Here is a 16,976-nt window from a genome sequence, read left to right as displayed (position 1 = left end):
CCCATTGTGGGCGGCCGCCCCGGGTGGGCAATCGAAATGGGTTCCACCGGGTGGAATGGCAGGTGTGGCGACCAGGCCGGCGATGGGAAGCCGGGCAGGCCAGCCCGGCGGAAGGGTGGGCCGGCGGCCTAGACCAGCAGGCCCTGCAACAGGTCGACGGTGCCGGCGAGGTCCTGCAGGTGCTGGCCGCTGACCCGCTCGACGCTGCCCTGGTCGCGGGGCCAGTGCAGGGCGACGCTGCCCACCACCCGCCCCTGGCGCCGCACCGGCAGGGCCACGGCGCGGATCAGGAAGGGCAGGCGCACGGCATATTCCCAGCTACCCTCGGTGCGCTCGCCATAACCCTGGCGGTGGGCCTGTTCATGGACCCGCTGCAACGCCTCGCCGGAGAGGCCGTGGCGGGCGGCCAGGCGCTCCAGGTCGGTGGGTTCCAGGGCGGCGACGCAGGCCTTGCCCATGGCCGACTGGTGCAGGCTGGCCTTGAGCCCCACCACCAGGCGGTTGTTCGGGTAGCGCCGACGCAGCACCTGGGGCACGGCGCTTTCCACCACCAGCAGGTCGTCGCCGTCGAAGAACGACAGGTCGGCCACCAGACCGGTGCGCTCGGCCAGCTCGCTGAGCAGTGGCGAGGCCCGTTCCACCAGGTGCCGCAGAAAGCGCTGCTGCGGGTCGCCGAACAGGCGCTCGGCGGTGAGCCGGTAGCGCCGGTCACACAGGCCCCGGTACAGCCAGCCCTGCTCCTGCAGGGTGTGCAACAGGCGCGACACCGTGGCCTTGGGCAGGCCGGTGAGGTAGTGCAGCTCCTCCAACCCCAGGGCGTCGTGGGCGCCCAGCAGTTCGAGGATGCCCAGGGCGCGCTCCACCGAGCGCACCGTGCCGCTGTCTTCACGAGTTTGCATACCCGCCTCCCCTCCCCCATGGCGATGACAGGCGCCAGCAAGATACGGGCCTTGGCCAGGCCCGTGATCGCTCAGTTCGCGGATGGCCAGCCCAGCAACGCAGGCGGGCGCCGCGCCACCCAGCGGGTCTGCTGCTCGTGGGCGTGGGCCAGTTGCAGCACCGCCAGGTCGGCGCGCGCCGGGCCGATCAGTTGCACGCCCATGGGCAGCCCGGCCTCGCCGAAGCCCACCGGCACGCTCATGGCCGGCAGGCCCGCGAGGCTCACGCCGATCACCACCTCCATCCAGCGGTGGTAGCTGTCCATGGCGCGGCCGGCCACCTCGGTGGGCCAGGGCTGCGCCGAGTCGAAAGGGAACACCTGGGCGCAGGGCAGCAGCAGGAAGTCGTAACGCTGGAACAGCGCCGTCACCACGCGGTACCAGTCACTGCGGTCCACCGAAGCCTGGTGCACCGCCTCGGCACTGAGGCCCAGCCCGCCCTCCACCTCCCAGCAGGCTTCCGGCTTGAGCCGCGCGCGCCGCGCCGGGTCGGCGTACAGCGGCCCCAGGCTGCCGGCCACCAGCCAGTGGCGGTGTACGCACCAGCAGCGCCAGAGCCGTTCCGGGTCGTAGTCCGGCACCACCGGCTCCACCTCGCAGCCCAGGGCGCGGAAGTCCGCCAGCCCGGCCTCGCACAGCGCCAGCAGGCCCGCCTCCATGGGCAGGTGCCCGCCCAGGTCGCCGAGCCAGCCGATGCGGGTGCCGGTGAAGTCCCGCTCCAGCGGGCCTTCCAGGTCATCGCTGGACAGCTGCGCCAGGGGCACGCCCGCTGCCGGCCCGGCCTGGGTACGCAACAGCGCGGCGACATCGGCCACGCTGCGGCCCATGGGCCCTTCGGTGGCCAGTTGCTGGACGAACAGCTCCGGCGTCGGGCCGAAGGGCACCCGCCCCAGGGACGGGCGCAGGCCGTAGACGTTGTTGAAGGCCGCCGGGTTGCGCAGCGAGCCCATCATGTCGCTGCCATCAGCCACCGGCAGCAGCCGCAGGGCCAGCGCCACCGCTGCCCCGCCGCTGCTGCCGCCAGCACTGCGGCTGGGGTCGTAGGCGTTGCCGGTGGTGCCGTGTACCGGGTTGTAGGTGTGCGAGCCGAGGCCGAACTCGGGGGTGTTGCTGCGCCCGATGAACAGCGCCCCGGCCGCCCGGGCGCGGGCCACCACGTGGGCGTCGTGGCGGGTCACCTGGTCGGCGAACAGTGGCGAGCCGAGGCTGGTGCGCAGGCCGGCGGTGGCGGCCAGGTCCTTTGGTGCCTGGGGCATGCCGTGCATCCAGCCGAGCCATTGCCCATTGGCCAGTTGCCGGTCGCGCTGCTCCGCCTCGGCCAGCAGGCGCTCCTCGGGCTGCAGGTCCACCAGGGCGTTGACCACCGGGTTGAGGGCGTGGATGTGCTCCAGGTAGGCCTGCATCACCTCGCGGCAGGCCACCTGGCGGGTGCGGATGGCCTCGGACAGCGGCAGGGCGTCCAGGGCGACGATCTCCTCGCGTAGGGAGCGGGCGGGTGCGGGGGGTCGGGTCAGGCTCATTCGGCGAGGCTCCGGGTGGGCTGGGACAGGGAGCGTCGGCGGGCACGGCGCGCCAGGGCGGCGGGGGCGCCTTCGCGCAGGTGCCAGTTGGCGACCAGTCCGATGCTGGCGGCAAAGATCACGTAGTAGGCCGGCGCCACCGGGTCGCCAGTGGACTGGGTGAGCCAGGTGACGATGAAGGGGGCGAACCCGCCGAACAGCATCACCCCCAGGTTGTTCGACAGCGCCAGCCCGGTGGAGCGCACCGCCGCCGGGAACTGCTCGGCGCTGGCGGTGGGCCCGGGGCCGTAGATGCTGCCGATGGCGCTGCACAGCAGCAACTGCATCACCAGCAGGCGGCCGAGGCCGGGCGCGGCTGCGACCCAACTGAACAGCGGGTAGACCATCACCAGGAAGGCGAAGGTGCCCACCAGCAGCACCGGGCGCCGCCCGACCTGGTCGGACAGGTGCCCCGCCAGGGGGATCACCAGGGTCATCCAGGCCACGGCGGCCATCTGCACCATGAACACCTGGTCCAGCGGCAGCCCCAGTTGCTTGTGGGCGAAAGTGGGCATGTTCACCAGCACCACGTAGAAAGCCACGGTGCCGCTGATGGTGCAGCCGAGGGTGACCAGCACGGCCCGGCCGTTCTCCCGCAACATGCGGCCGAAGCCGACGGGCTCGCCGCGCTGGGTATCGCGGGCCTCCAGGAAGGCTTCGGTCTCGGCCATGTGCCGGCGCATCCACAGCCCCACCGGGCCGATCAGCAGGCCCACCAGGAAGGGCACCCGCCACCCCCAGGCGTCCAGCGCCTCGGGCGAGAGCCCGTGGGTGACCAGGGCGCCCATGCCGGAGCCGGCGAACACCGCCAGGCACTGGCCGAACAGTTGCCAGGCGCCATACAGCCCGCGCCGATGGGCCGGGGCACTCTCCACCAGGAAGGCCGTGGCGCTGCCGTACTCGCCGCCGGTGGCGAAGCCCTGGAGCATCCGCGCCACCACGATCAGCAGCGGCGCGCCGAGGCCGATGGCGGCGTAGTCGGGGGCCAGGGCGATCATGGCGATGGAGACGGTCATCAGCAGGATGATCAGTTGCATGGCCGCCTTGCGTCCCCGGCGGTCGGCGTAGAGGCCCAGGAGGATGCCGCCCACCGGGCGCATGAAGAAGCCGACGCCGAAGGTGGCCAGGGCCATCAGCAGCGAGGCGTACTCGTCGTCCGAGGGGAAGAACAGCCGGGCGATGATGCTGGAAAGGAAGCCGTAGACGATGAAGTCGTACCACTCCAGAGCGTTTCCGATGACGGCAGCCGTCACCTGGCGGCCGCGCGAGGCGCCGCTGGCGGATGGTTTCATGGCGGTCTCCGGGTCAGGCGTGGGCGACGGGTTCGGCGAGGCGCACGGGCGTCACCTGTAGCCAGGATTCAGCCAGGGCGGCCCAGTAGGCGGCGCCCCTCGGGAGGATGGCGTCGTTGAAGTCGTAGGCGGGGTTGTGGACCATCGGCCCGTCGCCGTTGCCGATCATCAGGTAGCTGCCGGGGCAGCGCTGCAGCATCCAGCCGAAGTCCTCACTGCCCATGAGGGTGGGCGCGTCATGCACGGCATCGGCGCCGGCCAGGTCGAGGGCGACACGGCGGGCGAAGGCGGTCTCGGCCGGGTGGTTGACGGTGACCGGGTAGGCCGGGCGGTGTTCGATCTGCACCTGGCAGCCATGGCTGGCGGCGTGGCCACGGATGATCGCCATCACCCGCTGAAGCTGGCGCTCGCGCACCGCCGGGTCCAGCGCACGCAGGCTCAGGCGCAGGCGTGCCGTCTGCGGGATGACGTTGGCCGCTTCGCCGGCCTGGAAGGCGCCGACGCTGACCACCGCCGCCTGCTGCGCATCGATGTGGCGGGCCACCACCGTCTGCAGCGCCATGACGATGTCGGCACCGGCCACCAGCGGGTCGACGCACAGGTGCGGCATGGAGCCGTGGCCGCCGACGCCTTCGAGGGTGACCTCCAGCAGGTCCTGAGAGGCCATCACCGGCCCGGCGCGAAAGGCCAGTTGTCCGGCCGGCAGGCCCGGCATGTTGTGCATGCCGAACAGCGCATCACAGGGGAAGCGCTCCAGCAGGCCGTCCTCCAGCATGGCCAGGGCGCCGCCCTGCCCTTCCTCGGCGGGTTGGAAGATCAGGTTGAGGGTGCCGTCGAAGCGCCCGGCCTGGGCCAGGTAGCGGGCGGCGCCCAGCAGCATCACGGTGTGGCCGTCGTGCCCGCAGGCGTGCATGCAGCCGGGGTGACGGCTGCTATGGGCAGCCGCGCCGGCCTCGTGGATGGGCAGCGCATCCATGTCGGCTCGCAGGCCGAGCCGCGCCGTACCCCGGCCACGGCGCAGCACACCGACCACGCCGGTGCGACCGATGCCGGTGTGCACCTCGTAGCCCCAGCCGCGCAGCAGGCGCGCCACCAGTTCGGCGGTGCGGTGCTCCTCGAAGCCGAGTTCGGGGTGGGCGTGGATGTCGTGTCGCAAGGCACGCAGCTCGTCGGCGATGTCGTCGAGCCAGGCCTGAATGGGAGCGAAGCGGGTCATTGTTGTTGTTCTCCTCGTCCGGTGGAGACCGCCCGGGGCGGTCGGTCTCCAGCTAACCGCGCGGGGCGGAGGAGAACAATCGAAGGTGGTTCCACAGGGTGGAACCCGAGCGCGCGACCTCAGGGCAGCGGGTCGGGCTCCGCCAGCAACTGGCAGCCCTGGCGCTCGCCGAGCCAGGCGGCGGTGTTGCTGCGCCCCAGGCCACGGGCGGTCACGCGCTTGCCGGCGGCATCGTCGAGAAAGCCGCTGATGGGCACGTACTGCTTCACGTAGCCCTGGCAGTAGTCCGCCGGGTTGTGCATCACGTAGCGGCAGGAGCAGAACTCCTTGGCGGTGTAGGCGCTGATGATGCCGGGGAAGGCCTGCAGGTGAACGCGGTTGTGCCAGGCCAGGCCGGCGAGCAGGAGCAGCAGCAGAGCGAGGACGCTGAGCACGGGACGACGGCGGATCATGGCTTCACCTCCGGGGCGAAGGCGGCCAGGGCCAGTTCGAGGAAGCGGTCGTGCTGGTAGGTGCCGTCGCGGTCGTCGGCGTAGCGCACGATCACCAGCTTCTCGGAGGGCAGCACGTAGAGCGCCTGGCCCCAGTGGCCGAGGGCGGCGAAGGCGTCTTCCGGTGCGTGCGGCCAGGGCTTCGGCGCGCCTTCCACCACGCGGTTGAGCCACCAGTGGCCGCCGGGGACGGCTTCGCCGGGCTGTTTCGGGTCCGGTCGGTAGTCGGCGAAGGGCGTGCGGTTGAAGGCCACCCACTCGGCGGGCAGCAGTTGCCGCTCGCCCCAGCGACCGTTGCGCTGCATGAGCAGGCCGACGCGGGCCAGGTCACGGGCGCTGAGGTAGGCGTAGGAGGAGCCGACGAAGGTGCCGGCGGCGTCCCGCTCCCACACGGCGGAGCGGATGCCGAGGGGCTCGAACAGTGCGGTCCAGGGGTAACTCGGGTAGGCGGCCTCGCCCACCATGCCGCGCAGGGCGGCGGAGAGGACGTTGCTGTCGCCGCTGGAGTAGCGGAAACGCTTGCCGGGCAAGGCGTCCAGCGGGTGTTCGGCGGCGAAGGCGGCCATGTCGCCGCGCCCTCGGGTGTAGAGCATGGCCACCACGGAGGACTTGAGCGGGGCGTATTCGTAGTCCTCCTGCCAGGCCAGGCCGGAGGCCCAGTGCAACAGGTGCTGCACCTGCACGCCGGGGTGGCTGGCGAAGGCGGGGTAGTGGCGGGCGACCGGGTCATCCAGCTTGAAGCGCCCCTCGCCAAAGGCCACGCCGAGGGTGGCGGCCAGCAGGCTCTTGCTCACCGACCAGGTGAGGTGCGGCGTCTGCGCCTGGGTGGGGCCGGCATAGCGTTCGTAGACCAGCTCGCCATCACGGATCACCACCACCGCGTCGCTGCGCACGCCCTGGCGCTGGGCATCGTCACGGGCGGGAAAGGCGTAGTGCTCGAAGCCGTCGAGGGCGGGGCTGCTGGCGGTGGGGGTGGTCGTCCAGTCAGGATCGGGCCAGCGTTCCGCCTGGGCGGGTAGCGCAGCGACAAGGCCGAGGGCCAGGTACAGGGCTCTGAGCAGGGGCATCGGGAGGCCTCTTGTTGTAGGAAGAGGCCGACCCTAGCACGGGCTGATGACAGCCCAAAGCGCCGGGCGCGCCGCGAAAGGTGGCCATTCCAGACAACTTCATTACGGTGCGAAGGCGTGGAGCGATTCCGCAAGAAACCAGGTGGTTTCCGTGTGCGCACCTGGCGAACGCGGGCCTGCTGCCTGCGCGTTCGCCTCGGCCATCAGCGAGGCAACTGATAGTCCTCGGGGCCCATCAGGTCGAGGCCGCAGTCGAGGTTCTCGATCCAGTAGAGGAAGGCGCTGATCATCTCCTTGCCGACGAAGGGACGGCCATGCTGCGGCACGATCATCTCCAGGTCCATGCCACGGACCATCGCGGCCCACAGGCGGCAGGCCTTGTTGCCGGCCATGTAGCGCCGGTGGAAGCCCTCCATCTCCGGTACGTGATTGATGAAGTCGCGCACCGGGGAGGCGTCTTCGGTCATGGATGCGCCCATGTCGCCGGAGAAGAGGATCTTGCTCACCGGGTCGTACAACTGGAAGTTGCCCACCGAGTGCAGGAAGTGCGCGGGCACCGCCTTGAGGTTGCAACGGCCGAGCGGGATCGACTGGCCACGGTCGGGCAGCGCGATGATGCGGTCGTAGGTGGAGATGCCGTGGCTGATGGCCAGGTAGTTGGCGGTCAGGTGCGGCAGGAAGCGCGCCCAGAGCTTGGAGCAGACCACCTTGGCGCGGGTGTGCAGCAGCCACTTGTCCAGGGACGCGATGATGTCCGGGTCCTGGTGGGAGGCGAAGATGTAGGTCAGGTCCTGCACCGGGATGTGCTTGGACAGCTCCAGCGACAGCGGGGTGTAGGTCAGGTCGCCGCCCGGATCGAGCAGCAGGTACTGGTCATGGTCGGTGATCAGGAACTGGTTGGACTGGATGCCGTCCCCACTGACCAGATCGTCGAACAGCATGCATTGGTGGGTGCCGTTGTCGAACAGCACGATGGGTTCACGGCGCATGGACACCTCGGATTCGGTTGCGGCGCACAGCATGCGGAGCCCCTTGTCCGGGCGTACTGATCTGCGTCAAGCGCCCCCTTCGTCGGGGGCGCAAAGGTCGCAGGGTGGCGGGCTGCGTCGCAATACGCGACAGGTGAGGGGGCTTAGGGGTGCTGCTCCAGATCGGCAGCAACGAAATACTCGCAGCGGCACGCCGTGAAGCAGACGGTTAGCTGGCGAACGAGCCGGTGTATCAGCTAATAAAACAAGCTCACCATGTGCTTTTGGTGCGAGAGCAAAGCCGGCTCAGGCGCTACGGTGCTCACGGCAGGACTTTTCTTATAGGGCCCGAGTGATCGGCAGCTGGGTGACGAAAAGTAATGAAGCAGCGCCAAAGCAAAATGGCGCACACCAGTCCCAGCCATAGGAGAGGTAAGGCGTAGATCACTAGAGTCATGGTGGCCTGACGACCGACTCCGGTGTGATAGATCAGGCGCGTACCACCATCACTACTCTGTTGCACTTCCACCAACACTGCGTCTTGCAGGTAGCTCAACCTGCCTATTTCTGACACATCCACAGTCAGGGAAGACAGTCTATCTATCAGTTTTCTCCACACCTCAAGGCTGTTGTACGGATCCAGTGACCAGTTATCCCAAATAGAGTAACTGGGCATCAGATCGTACAGAGCAAGGCTGTGCCTTTGTGCATCGGCGTACGCAGCAACCAAGCCCTCCACACGGGGCTCCAATTGGCGCTTTACATCTTCAGCTATCACAACAAGCAATGTCTGATGCTCGTGACTCGGTAAAGCCTCGTAAACCGCAGCCACCTTGTCAGCGTTTGCGACAGCCCACTCAAGGGCATCCGACCAACGTTCATGTCCAAGTACCTTTGCGAGTGCCCCCTTACCTGATCGGCAATCCTGCTCCTGCGGACATAAACGCTGGAAATCGAGCAAAGCAGTGTCTGTTAAGGTGCCGACTAGACTCGACCTGTAGTGTCCCTCTGTCACCTCCCACCAAAGGTCTTCCAAGCCATAAAGCTCGGAAAGATCGGTGAATATCTGATGTTTCGGCGAAATCATCTCCTTGCCCCAGTAAACGTTCCGGCAATCAACATCCACCGGCAACTTGGGGGCAACTGCATCGGGGTTAGCCAATAGGCCGCAAGAAAGCTGCTGCTCTGTGGGATGAAAGATCAACCGTGTACCGGGTTGCGGAACATGGTCCTTAAGGTCATCGCCATTGTGCAGAACGAGGTCAGGGTGCCCCATAACTACTGCATATACCCGATAGAACATAGCGGGCCAGAGTCGCTGTGCATCGAATAGCAGCAGAATCGCCAGTGCGCCGGCCAGCAAGCCAGCGGCCGCTGCTGGTCGTGTTCGAGACCTCAGTACGCCCACGCTACCGACGTAGATCAACGGGATGCCCAGTACTAGGCCAGGTAGCGCCCTTAATGCATGCGAAGCCCAAACGAACACCAGGTAATAACCACTGCAAAGAACGGCCAGCACGCCACAGATCAGACAGATAGCGGACGCCCTTGCCTGCTCGCCTGTGAAGAGTTGCGATAAGAGCATCACAACGCCCAGCCCCACGAGCGCCAGAGAAACCCAAACCACGGAGACCGGAGAAGCCATCACTTCAAGCATCGCCATCTCTCCCCGCACTCAAAAACGCTACGTCCCCGAACATTGATCTGCTTCCAGTTCAGACGACCGTCTTCGGCCAGTCCGTAGGAAATCCCATGAGGCTTACCGGAGCGATCAAAGCGCCACACAGCAGCCAGCCCTCCTGAGTGATAAATCGCTATCCAGGTTCCTACTTGCTGACCTGCGCGGAACCAACCCTGAGATCGGTAGAGTCCCTGTTCGAACATCCAGTATCCGTCTTCCGTGCCGTTCACTGTTTCTCCACAAGCGTTCAAACGACCATCCGGGTCACGCTGAAAATCATCGGCGGAGACCCTACGAGAGCAGCCGTTTGAATCGAGGGAAGGCGCAGATAGCTCTTCGAGGAGTCCTGCCGGAATACGTTCGGTGGCCTGTACTGCAGCACACAGCAGACTGCACAGCAGCGCAGGCCAACGTAATGATCTCCACATATCAGTTGGCCTCCAACTGCATGAATGAATACACCCACCTCTGGGACCGTGGCGTAGCATCGACCACAACCAATTGCTCAATGCGCGCTACATCACCATGAAACTTGAATACCTCCCCAGGGAAGAGGAAAGCAGCTACATCAGGATCAGGCAGGCCTACCGAACGGGCCACGGGCATCAACGCCTCTCCCGACGCATCGAGAAAACGCACGCGCCCGAACAACTCCCGGGCAGGACGATCACGCTGTGTCAGTGCTTGAGGCAGCGCAGTCGCAGCAACAAGCCAAGGTCTGTCACTGGCCTCATATGGCACGCTGCGCCAGTTCATGGCAGCCGGACAACGCAGTTCGCTCTCCACTCGAACATCGTGAAAAAAACGCTGAACCCCGTCACGACTCTGAAGCTCCCAACGCACTCGATCCAGATGCCTCTCTGGTAACTGCGCATAGTTCGAGTACTCATCGATTGGTAAACGGTCTATGGCCTGCCAATGCAAATCAGGCAGGTCGGACCTCACGACATGCAACTGGCAAATCGCGCTTAGAGAAATGGGCAAAAACAGTTCGTGATACTCCTGCCCTGACTTCTGTTCCGGCAAATTCAATGGAATGTCGAGCGCGGTATGGCGCAAGGGGATCCGCCAAGTCGAAGGAATGGAAGGGTCGTCTCGAAGCTTTTCGTCAGTGACAAAGCGAACGTCCGCAAGCCTATGTTCCTGGCTCCTGATGTGCCTAATGGGGAGGCGTGTAGGGGGCGTTTCGTCGAATTGGATCTGGTAAATATCAGTCAGCATCAAACGCTTACTACGAATGATTTGATCCCATTGACTGGCATATGACTTTGGCCACTTGAAGTAATGCCAACCGTGATGCTGCGGATATTCTTCTGGTGAAAAATGCAGACTCTGCTCACCCAGATTGAACGTCTCGATCCACCACTCGCTTGGCAGGGCTCCCGGCCGCGAGATGACTGAACTCTTTCCCGCACGAATGACGCGCTCACTATCTGCAAGCTCCAGCCACAGGATTTCGGATTCGCCCACCGCCTGCTTTCGTATCACGTCGGCGATGACCCAGACAGGTTCCTCATATCGACAGGCTGGGCTGTACATAGTCCTCCAGAACACATCGAAATGGTGCCCGTTAATCTCACGTGCAGGGTACCTGACGAATTGCTGTGATAACGCCAGATCAGCTCCCAGCCCAAAGGGGTAAGGACGCGGGATAGGTTCAAGGCGTTTGTCCAAAATACACAACTGGGTGCCGTGGGCGTTAAAGACCCTGATATTTTCCAACGCGACAATCGATTCAGGCTCTACCGCGCGGTTACCGAATGCAGGCAGGCGAACACTGAACCAATCTCGCTTATTCAAGAGGGCAGATAAATAACTGCCAAAGTTCGGATCAACTTTTAGCGTGCCCACCCTAGGTTCAGGATATTCGCGCTCAAGAGCAACAGGTTCCGGCAGTTGGAAAAGCTCGCTGTATTGCTCATGTGCACTTTCAAACAGCCCATACCCATCTCTAGCAGCGAGGATCAAGAGCATGAGCAGCCAGACAGTTGCAAACACGGCACTTAGTGAAAATCGGCGAGTTTTTAACTCTAGCCGCACAATAGTGACAATGCACTGCCCAATAGCCATGCACCGGCTATAAAATCTCGATATCACCTTCATAGTCATTTCTTAGCCATTTTTATTTCAGCTTTATATGCAGCACACCAAACAGAAAGACTCCGGGGTCGTTGAGCAACTAATCTTCACTACACCATACACTAACGACCCCCTGCAAAGGCTCGACAGCAGAAATCGTCATATATTGCACATATAACCCCAGCCCTTTATCTTTGACAGCCAGTTGCTCTGGCATTAAGTCCGCCCAGGCCAGTCCGGAAATAAAATATAGAGTGGCGATCAGCGCACGGTAACTGATCACAACATGGGTCATTTGTAAGTCACTATGGTTTTTTCCATTGCGCCCATATAGGGCCCCAGGGCGCGGCTCTGCACTCGCAATAATTAAGCAGGCGTTACCCACGGTGGTCCGGCTCAATTCTCGCCGGGCATTGCGTTCTTGGCCAGCCATCAATGGCCATAAACCGGTAAAAAATGAGACAGCGGCGGCCATTGTGTCGTCAAGGTATTCATCAAGACTTTCGCTTCAGCCACTTGGGCCTCACTCATGTCGTGCTCTATATCCGATAGGATGCTCTTGATAATTCCATCTCCAGGTGAGATATCCACCACCATGTACATCAGGGCGGCGCCCTTTATCGAGTCTCGCGGCAAGTTATACCTATTCGGTAATTTCCCAAGACTGGCGGCATATTCAACAACGGCTCTTACGTAACCTAGCTTGGCCGCCCGCTCCAGCCAGAGGGCCGCCTCGTCTGGATTATCCGCGACCTGCCTAAGGGCATAGTTATACATCCCCGGTGCATAGCCGCTTTCGGCGGAGGCTTTAAGTAGCCTTATGATTTCTTTCTGGCGGTTACCCGGTATCAAGAACCAACCCGCCCCACGGCTGTAAATTTTTGCCAGACGCAATTGGGCTGCTCCGTCGCCGGCCTCAGCGGCTTTTTCCAGCCAGCCCAATTTCTCCTCGGCATGAAACAACACCCACATGGCCTCCGTGTCGCCGTGCTCGGCGCGGGCATAGGCCAGATCCAATACTTTATCGCGCCATTCGGCGCGGCTGGTGCACGTACCGAAAAGATCACAGAGATCGCTGCTGTCGCTTAAACGCAGCATGGCAAATAAGTCGCCTTGTGCGGCGGCGGCTTCGTACCATTTTCTCGACTCCGCCGTTATATACATACTGTTTAAACGGTGTGTCTCACCCAAATAATATTGAGCTGCTTTGTCACCGGCTTCTGCGGCAATACGCAAAGGCTCGATAGCAGAAATCGTCATATATTGCTGATATAACATCAGCCCCTTATCTTTGGCAGCACGCTGGTCTGGCGTTAAATCCGCCCAGGCCAGTCCGGCAATAAAATATAGAGCAGCGATCAGCGCACGGTAATTGATCACAACCTTGGTCCTTTGTAAGTCACTATGGTTTTCTCCATTGCGCCCATATAGGGCCCCATGGGCACGTCGCGGTATTCGCAATAATTAAGCAGGCGCTGCCCCAACCGTTTAACTAGGCGTTTGTAGTTAGCTCGAACTTTACTGTCTATTTCATCTAAATCCACGCCAGCCACTCTTGCATCCATAAATCGGTTCAGGCGGAGTCGGTTCTCGCAGTAAGCAAGCCCTGCCTGGGCGGGCCGGGCGCCATCGCGGTTCATGCGAATGACGGCCTCCTCGAATCGCTGAACAGCATCCGCTTCGGTTTCTATCCAGCTCAGGCAGCGCTCGATGGCTCGCTGTTGCAAGAAGTGGTCGCTGTCAGAGAAGAGCCCCGGATGACTGCTCAAGGCCATCAGCAGCGGGCCGAGGGCATCCGCTTGCAGGCCCTGTACCCAGCTCTGCATGACGCGCTGGTGCTCTGGCAGAAGCAGAGTGCGAGCAATCGCCGCGCCTCTTCCGCCATCGGTGAGCCTGTCGTACAGCTCTTTGACGAAGGCGTAGCCGCGCACATAGAGGAAGGGCACGTCCATGGCGAGGGCGCCGGTGACGCTGAGCTGGCGGAGGTAGGCCATGGCCTCCTGGTCAACCCATTCGAGGTCTTCGTTGTTGTTGGCCTGGATTTCCTTGCGCACCAGCTCCAGCAAGGCGACGACGCTTTCGTAGCCCACTTCGAAGGCCATGAAGCCCTTGAGGCCCGCGCCCCACACCAACGCAGCGTCGACGGAGAAGAGGAAGCGCCCTTTATCCAGCCGTAACCTCACACTGCCCTTCATACCGCCGCCCACAGCAGCGACCAGTTCCATATCCAGCTTGGCCAGGGTTCTCCAGCCATTGACGGGAATTTGATTGGGGATGGGTGCGGGCTGGAGGGTGCTGGGGGGCGGAAACCAGTCGAGTTGGCCAGTGACTTTACAGCCGGCTTGGGCACCGACGAACAAGTCGAACGTAGCAAGATCGCCGGTTTTGGAGGCGACATCGATACCGGAAAAACTGGTGAGGCCGGTTCTCTGGTCCAGGGTGAGGTCACGGGCGAGCATCAAGCTGGCACCTGCAAACCCCCAGGCCTTGGCACTCAGATTGAGCGACAACTTGCCGAGGTTGAAGGTACGCGGCGTGCCGTCATAGGCCCGGTAGCTGAACTGGATCGGCTTGGCCGTACTCCGACCAGGCAACTCCAGATTGAAAAGGGTCACCTCACCCCGCCAAGCCGCAACCTCCAGGCTTGCCTGAACCTTGGTCAGTTGCAGGCCCTTGTTCCATTGGGGCCCTTCTACCTTGAGTGCTGCATGCTGGCTGAACCCGGCAGGCAACAGGCAGCGCACCAACTGTGCCTGCGGGCTGTTGTCGAAGAGCATCAGGTTCCGCAGTTGCCGGTCCTCGAAGATCATGGCCTGGAGGGTCTCTCCCCAGGCCTGCCGTTTATCCACGGCGTTCAGGCTATCGACCTTGAAGCCCAAGGCATCCAGCGCACTGAAGAAAGCATCTGGCTGAAACAGGCCGTCTTCGTCGAACCAAGGGCCCTTTTCATCGAGCGGGTGGGCGCCTTGCTGCTTCAACCAATCGCTGAAGATTGGATCGTCGTCTGCCTGCTTGGCGATGGACTTGGGGAGCGCCTTGAGGTCTTTGAGTGCAGCGCCCATGGTGCTGGCGCCTTGTTGGGCAAGGTGCTTGAGGCTGAGGTGGTTCAACGCGCGCCCCACAGCGGCACGGCTCAATTCGCGCAAGGGGATATTGCCCTTGGCCAGGCGCTCGATGGGCTTGGGCCTGTAGCTTTCAGGCTCCCAGAGGAGCAGACGGGGAGGCATCATCTCCCGCACACGCATCTCGGCGGCGGCCTTGAGGGACTCAGCCTTTTCGTTTAACTGGTGCCACTCCTTTTGCTGTGCGGTGAACAGAACACTGGGCGGTGCGGCTTTGTTGGCGGTGGCAGAGGCCCATTCGTCATGCTTTTGCTTGATGCTCTGCTCCAGCTTGAAGCGCTTATCTATCAGGCTGACGTAGTCCTGGAACTCTTTGGTGCCCTTGTAGTGGTCATCCGGGCTGAGCGCGAACTCGGGGACGGCGATGCCGCAATCGGCCAGCTCGACAACGGCGTTGATGTAGCCCGCCATCAAGCCTTCCAACTCCAGGATGTTCAGGCGGACCCCTCGCAGGGCCCTGGCATCCACTTTGCCGGTTTCCACAAGCTTCTGGTGCAGGGCCTTGTAGTCGCGCAGATGCTGCCAGGCGGTGCCGACGGTGCGGCTGCCTGGGTCGAACATCACGAAGCCATGGGCAAGGGCCTTGTCCCGCTCGGCTATGTAGCGATCCACCGCATCACGGGCTTGCAAGGCACGCGCGGTGTAGAAGACGCCATTCTCGCGCCTGTAACCCAGGGCGTCGGCACGCTGGAAGGCGATCTGATCGAGCTCGGCAACCCGCTTCTGGGCGGCCTTCAGGCGGCGCTGGCTACGAAAGAGATTGCGTTCAGCTCGCATGGCAGCCGTGCTGTCACCCTTGCTGCGGGCCCGCTCCCATTCATGGCGATACCGCACCTGTTGGGCAGTCTCGTCTTCGATGGCGGCCTGGGCCTGTTTGTAACGGGTGCGTTCATCAGTAGCGCCATCACTGAACTCGAGGAAGGAATCGGGCTTTGGTGTGAGGAAGTAATCCAGCAAGCCGGATTCGGCGATCTTGCTCATGCGCGCCGCTTTATCCGTGCCCACCGCCTGCTGCTTCAGTGTGGTGGCGGCCTCTTCCAACTGTTCGGCAACCCGCTTGGGCAGCAACCAGAAACGGCGCTGGCCGGTGATGTAGGCAATGTCGTAGTAGTGCTGACCACAACCAGGCTCGGTGTCCTTGCAGAGCACTTCATTGCCCTTGCTCACGGGGGCTTCATCGGCAGGGAAAACAATGGGGTCAGGCTTCGCTGTGCTGGCGGCCTGTGTGGACGTTCCTGTCATCTCAGATTTCCAATCGCTGTATTTTTTCGAATGCCGGAATCTGGCTAAGCAGTACCTGCATGGATTCGGGCTGTTCGCTCAGGTCGAACCGACTCAGCAAGGGCAAGAGGCGCGCCCAGTGACGGCCTTCGTCGATACCATGAGCCACCAGCAGACGCAGGTTGCTCAGCACCAGCGGCAGGTGTTCGTCAGGTATATGGCCCACGCTCTCGGCCTCCTGGCTGCGCACCCAGTACCACCCACGTAGCGCATCGACGGCGTCCAGGGCGTCGGCTTCCACGCTGAGGGGATAGGCGACCGCGGAGGCGTTCTCGCTAGCACGCTCATGGGGGCGCCAGATCCGCCAGTTCGAATCGGCTGGGTTGCCAGGGGGGGTGTAAACGCAATCCCAAGGGCCATATAGGGCGTTGGCAGGGACAGTCAGCGCCAAGGCGCAGAAGAAGGCTGGATCGTAAAAACGTGCCAGTGCATCGCCGTATGTACTGGAATGCATCCGCAGCAATTGGCGAGCGTGCGCCAAGGCGGCTTCGGGCTCGGCCCGGGAAGCCAGCAGGATGCCCGAACGGTCGGTGCGGCAAAGCGCCTCCAGCGTGGTGGCCTCACCGCTGCCCGCGTCCATCTCGACCCAAAGCGGACTGACGTCATTCAAGCCTTCGAACGGTGTGCCCTGGAAAAGGCGGACGATCCTGGGAGGCGTGGGTATCCGGTAGAGGGAAACCAATGCCTGCGGGTTTCTCACCCGATCAATCACGCCGTAGAGGGTTTCACCCCCGGCATCACCGCAGGGATCAACGGTGCAGGCCTGCGCCAGGTAGGTATTCAGCCACGTAGACATGGGCAATCCTCTCGGCGGCAGACGCCATTGGCCTGTTTACCGCAGATAGCGACAAGCGGGAGTCCTTGCAGACTCTTCCGGATGAAAGCATTCGGCAGAGCGGGGATGGTGGGGCTGCCAACCTTGGCCTTGTCTGCAGCCCAGGGAATCAGCGGGGCAAGAATCCTCAACCCTGTTCCCTCCCCGGCCGCGCCGCCCGAGTTCAGGTTGATGCTGGCGCCGCTGAAGGTGACGCCGCCGGGGTCGAGCTTGAGGAAACTGCCGCCGCCGCTGGCGGTGAGCTCCATGCCGGCGTCGATCACGACCTTGTCGCCGGCGTAGTAGTGAATCTCCTGCCCCGCTTCGATGAACTGCCCGCTGCCCAGTTGGATGTGCTGCTCGTTGCCGATGGTGAGGTGGTCGTCCTGCTTCAGTTCGGTCTTGCGGTCCTTGTGCAGGGTGTGGTGCTGCTCGCCGAGGAATTCGCTGTAGACGCTGCCTTCCACA

13 protein-coding genes and 1 pseudogene are annotated in these 16,976 nt (G+C 63.3%); all 14 read right to left on the bottom strand.

Annotated elements, in window-relative coordinates; genetic code table 11:
* Positions 1-128: 128 nt before the first annotated feature.
* Positions 129-899, bottom strand: a complete 771-nt coding sequence (locus A9G05_RS24080; RefSeq protein ID WP_069563355.1) for an IclR family transcriptional regulator — start codon at positions 897-899, stop codon at positions 129-131.
* Between the two features lie 71 nt (positions 900-970).
* Positions 971-2,458, bottom strand: coding sequence for an amidase (locus A9G05_RS24075; RefSeq protein ID WP_069563354.1), 1,488 nt, complete (start codon positions 2,456-2,458; stop codon positions 971-973).
* Complete coding sequence (locus A9G05_RS24070) at positions 2,455-3,789, bottom strand: citrate-proton symporter (protein ID WP_069563353.1); 1,335 nt, start codon at positions 3,787-3,789, stop codon at positions 2,455-2,457. Before A9G05_RS24070 ends, A9G05_RS24075 begins: the two co-directional genes overlap by 4 nt.
* A 13-nt stretch (positions 3,790-3,802) precedes the next feature.
* A complete protein-coding gene (locus tag A9G05_RS24065) occupies positions 3,803-5,005 on the bottom strand; it encodes a M20 aminoacylase family protein (RefSeq protein WP_069563352.1) in 1,203 nt (400 codons plus the stop codon).
* A gap of 119 nt (positions 5,006-5,124) precedes the next feature.
* Complete coding sequence (locus A9G05_RS24060; protein WP_069563351.1) at positions 5,125-5,457, bottom strand: amidase; 333 nt, start codon at positions 5,455-5,457, stop codon at positions 5,125-5,127.
* Complete coding sequence (locus A9G05_RS24055; RefSeq protein WP_069563350.1) at positions 5,454-6,563, bottom strand: serine hydrolase; 1,110 nt, start codon at positions 6,561-6,563, stop codon at positions 5,454-5,456. Before A9G05_RS24055 ends, A9G05_RS24060 begins: the two co-directional genes overlap by 4 nt.
* Before the next feature lie 203 nt (positions 6,564-6,766).
* Positions 6,767-7,552 carry an MBL fold metallo-hydrolase gene (locus A9G05_RS24050; protein ID WP_069563366.1) on the bottom strand — a complete coding sequence of 262 codons (786 nt, stop codon included), beginning with the start codon at positions 7,550-7,552 and terminating at the stop codon, positions 6,767-6,769.
* A gap of 301 nt (positions 7,553-7,853) precedes the next feature.
* Entirely contained in the window at positions 7,854-9,188 is a 1,335-nt protein-coding gene (locus A9G05_RS24045; RefSeq protein WP_069563349.1) for a hypothetical protein, read from the bottom strand.
* A gap of 453 nt (positions 9,189-9,641) precedes the next feature.
* Entirely contained in the window at positions 9,642-11,282 is a 1,641-nt protein-coding gene (locus A9G05_RS24040) for a hypothetical protein (RefSeq protein ID WP_069563365.1), read from the bottom strand.
* Positions 11,283-11,391: 109 nt separating this feature from the next.
* The gene (locus tag A9G05_RS27470) at positions 11,392-11,766 is read right to left on the bottom strand and encodes a hypothetical protein (protein ID WP_139131240.1); all 375 of its coding nucleotides are present in this window, start codon (positions 11,764-11,766) and stop codon (positions 11,392-11,394) included.
* Complete coding sequence (locus A9G05_RS24035; RefSeq protein ID WP_069563348.1) at positions 11,724-12,671, bottom strand: tetratricopeptide repeat protein; 948 nt, start codon at positions 12,669-12,671, stop codon at positions 11,724-11,726. The genes A9G05_RS27470 and A9G05_RS24035 overlap by 43 nt, the downstream gene beginning before the upstream one ends.
* Positions 12,668-15,580: a hypothetical protein gene (locus tag A9G05_RS24030; RefSeq protein WP_139131239.1), complete on the bottom strand. Its 2,913-nt coding sequence runs from the start codon at positions 15,578-15,580 to the stop codon at positions 12,668-12,670. Before A9G05_RS24030 ends, A9G05_RS24035 begins: the two co-directional genes overlap by 4 nt.
* A 76-nt stretch (positions 15,581-15,656) precedes the next feature.
* Positions 15,657-16,490, bottom strand: a complete 834-nt coding sequence (locus A9G05_RS24025) for a DUF4123 domain-containing protein (RefSeq protein WP_069563346.1) — start codon at positions 16,488-16,490, stop codon at positions 15,657-15,659.
* Positions 16,475-16,976 (bottom strand): annotated as a pseudogene (locus A9G05_RS27760) (type VI secretion system tip protein VgrG); the annotation flags it as partial. The gene A9G05_RS24025 and the pseudogene A9G05_RS27760, both read right to left, overlap by 16 nt.

Source organism: Pseudomonas sp. ENNP23 (genome assembly GCF_001728945.1).
GTDB lineage: Bacteria > Pseudomonadota > Gammaproteobacteria > Pseudomonadales > Pseudomonadaceae > Metapseudomonas > Metapseudomonas otitidis.
This window is presented reverse-complemented; position numbering and strand designations above follow the sequence as displayed.

Excerpts from the sequence above, each read along its gene's own strand:
- A9G05_RS24080 (WP_069563355.1), bottom strand. The coding sequence starts at position 899 with ATGCAAACTCGTGAAGACAGCGGCACGGTGCGCTCGGTGGAGCGCGCC.
- A9G05_RS24075 (WP_069563354.1), bottom strand. The coding sequence starts at position 2,458 with ATGAGCCTGACCCGACCCCCCGCACCCGCCCGCTCCCTACGCGAGGAG.
- A9G05_RS24070 (WP_069563353.1), bottom strand. The coding sequence starts at position 3,789 with ATGAAACCATCCGCCAGCGGCGCCTCGCGCGGCCGCCAGGTGACGGCT.
- A9G05_RS24065 (WP_069563352.1), bottom strand. The coding sequence starts at position 5,005 with ATGACCCGCTTCGCTCCCATTCAGGCCTGGCTCGACGACATCGCCGAC.
- A9G05_RS24060 (WP_069563351.1), bottom strand. The coding sequence starts at position 5,457 with ATGATCCGCCGTCGTCCCGTGCTCAGCGTCCTCGCTCTGCTGCTGCTC.
- A9G05_RS24055 (WP_069563350.1), bottom strand. The coding sequence starts at position 6,563 with ATGCCCCTGCTCAGAGCCCTGTACCTGGCCCTCGGCCTTGTCGCTGCG.
- A9G05_RS24050 (WP_069563366.1), bottom strand. The coding sequence starts at position 7,552 with ATGCGCCGTGAACCCATCGTGCTGTTCGACAACGGCACCCACCAATGC.
- A9G05_RS24045 (WP_069563349.1), bottom strand. The coding sequence starts at position 9,188 with ATGCTTGAAGTGATGGCTTCTCCGGTCTCCGTGGTTTGGGTTTCTCTG.
- A9G05_RS24040 (WP_069563365.1), bottom strand. The coding sequence starts at position 11,282 with ATGGCTATTGGGCAGTGCATTGTCACTATTGTGCGGCTAGAGTTAAAA.
- A9G05_RS27470 (WP_139131240.1), bottom strand. The coding sequence starts at position 11,766 with ATGGCCGCCGCTGTCTCATTTTTTACCGGTTTATGGCCATTGATGGCT.
- A9G05_RS24025 (WP_069563346.1), bottom strand. The coding sequence starts at position 16,490 with ATGTCTACGTGGCTGAATACCTACCTGGCGCAGGCCTGCACCGTTGAT.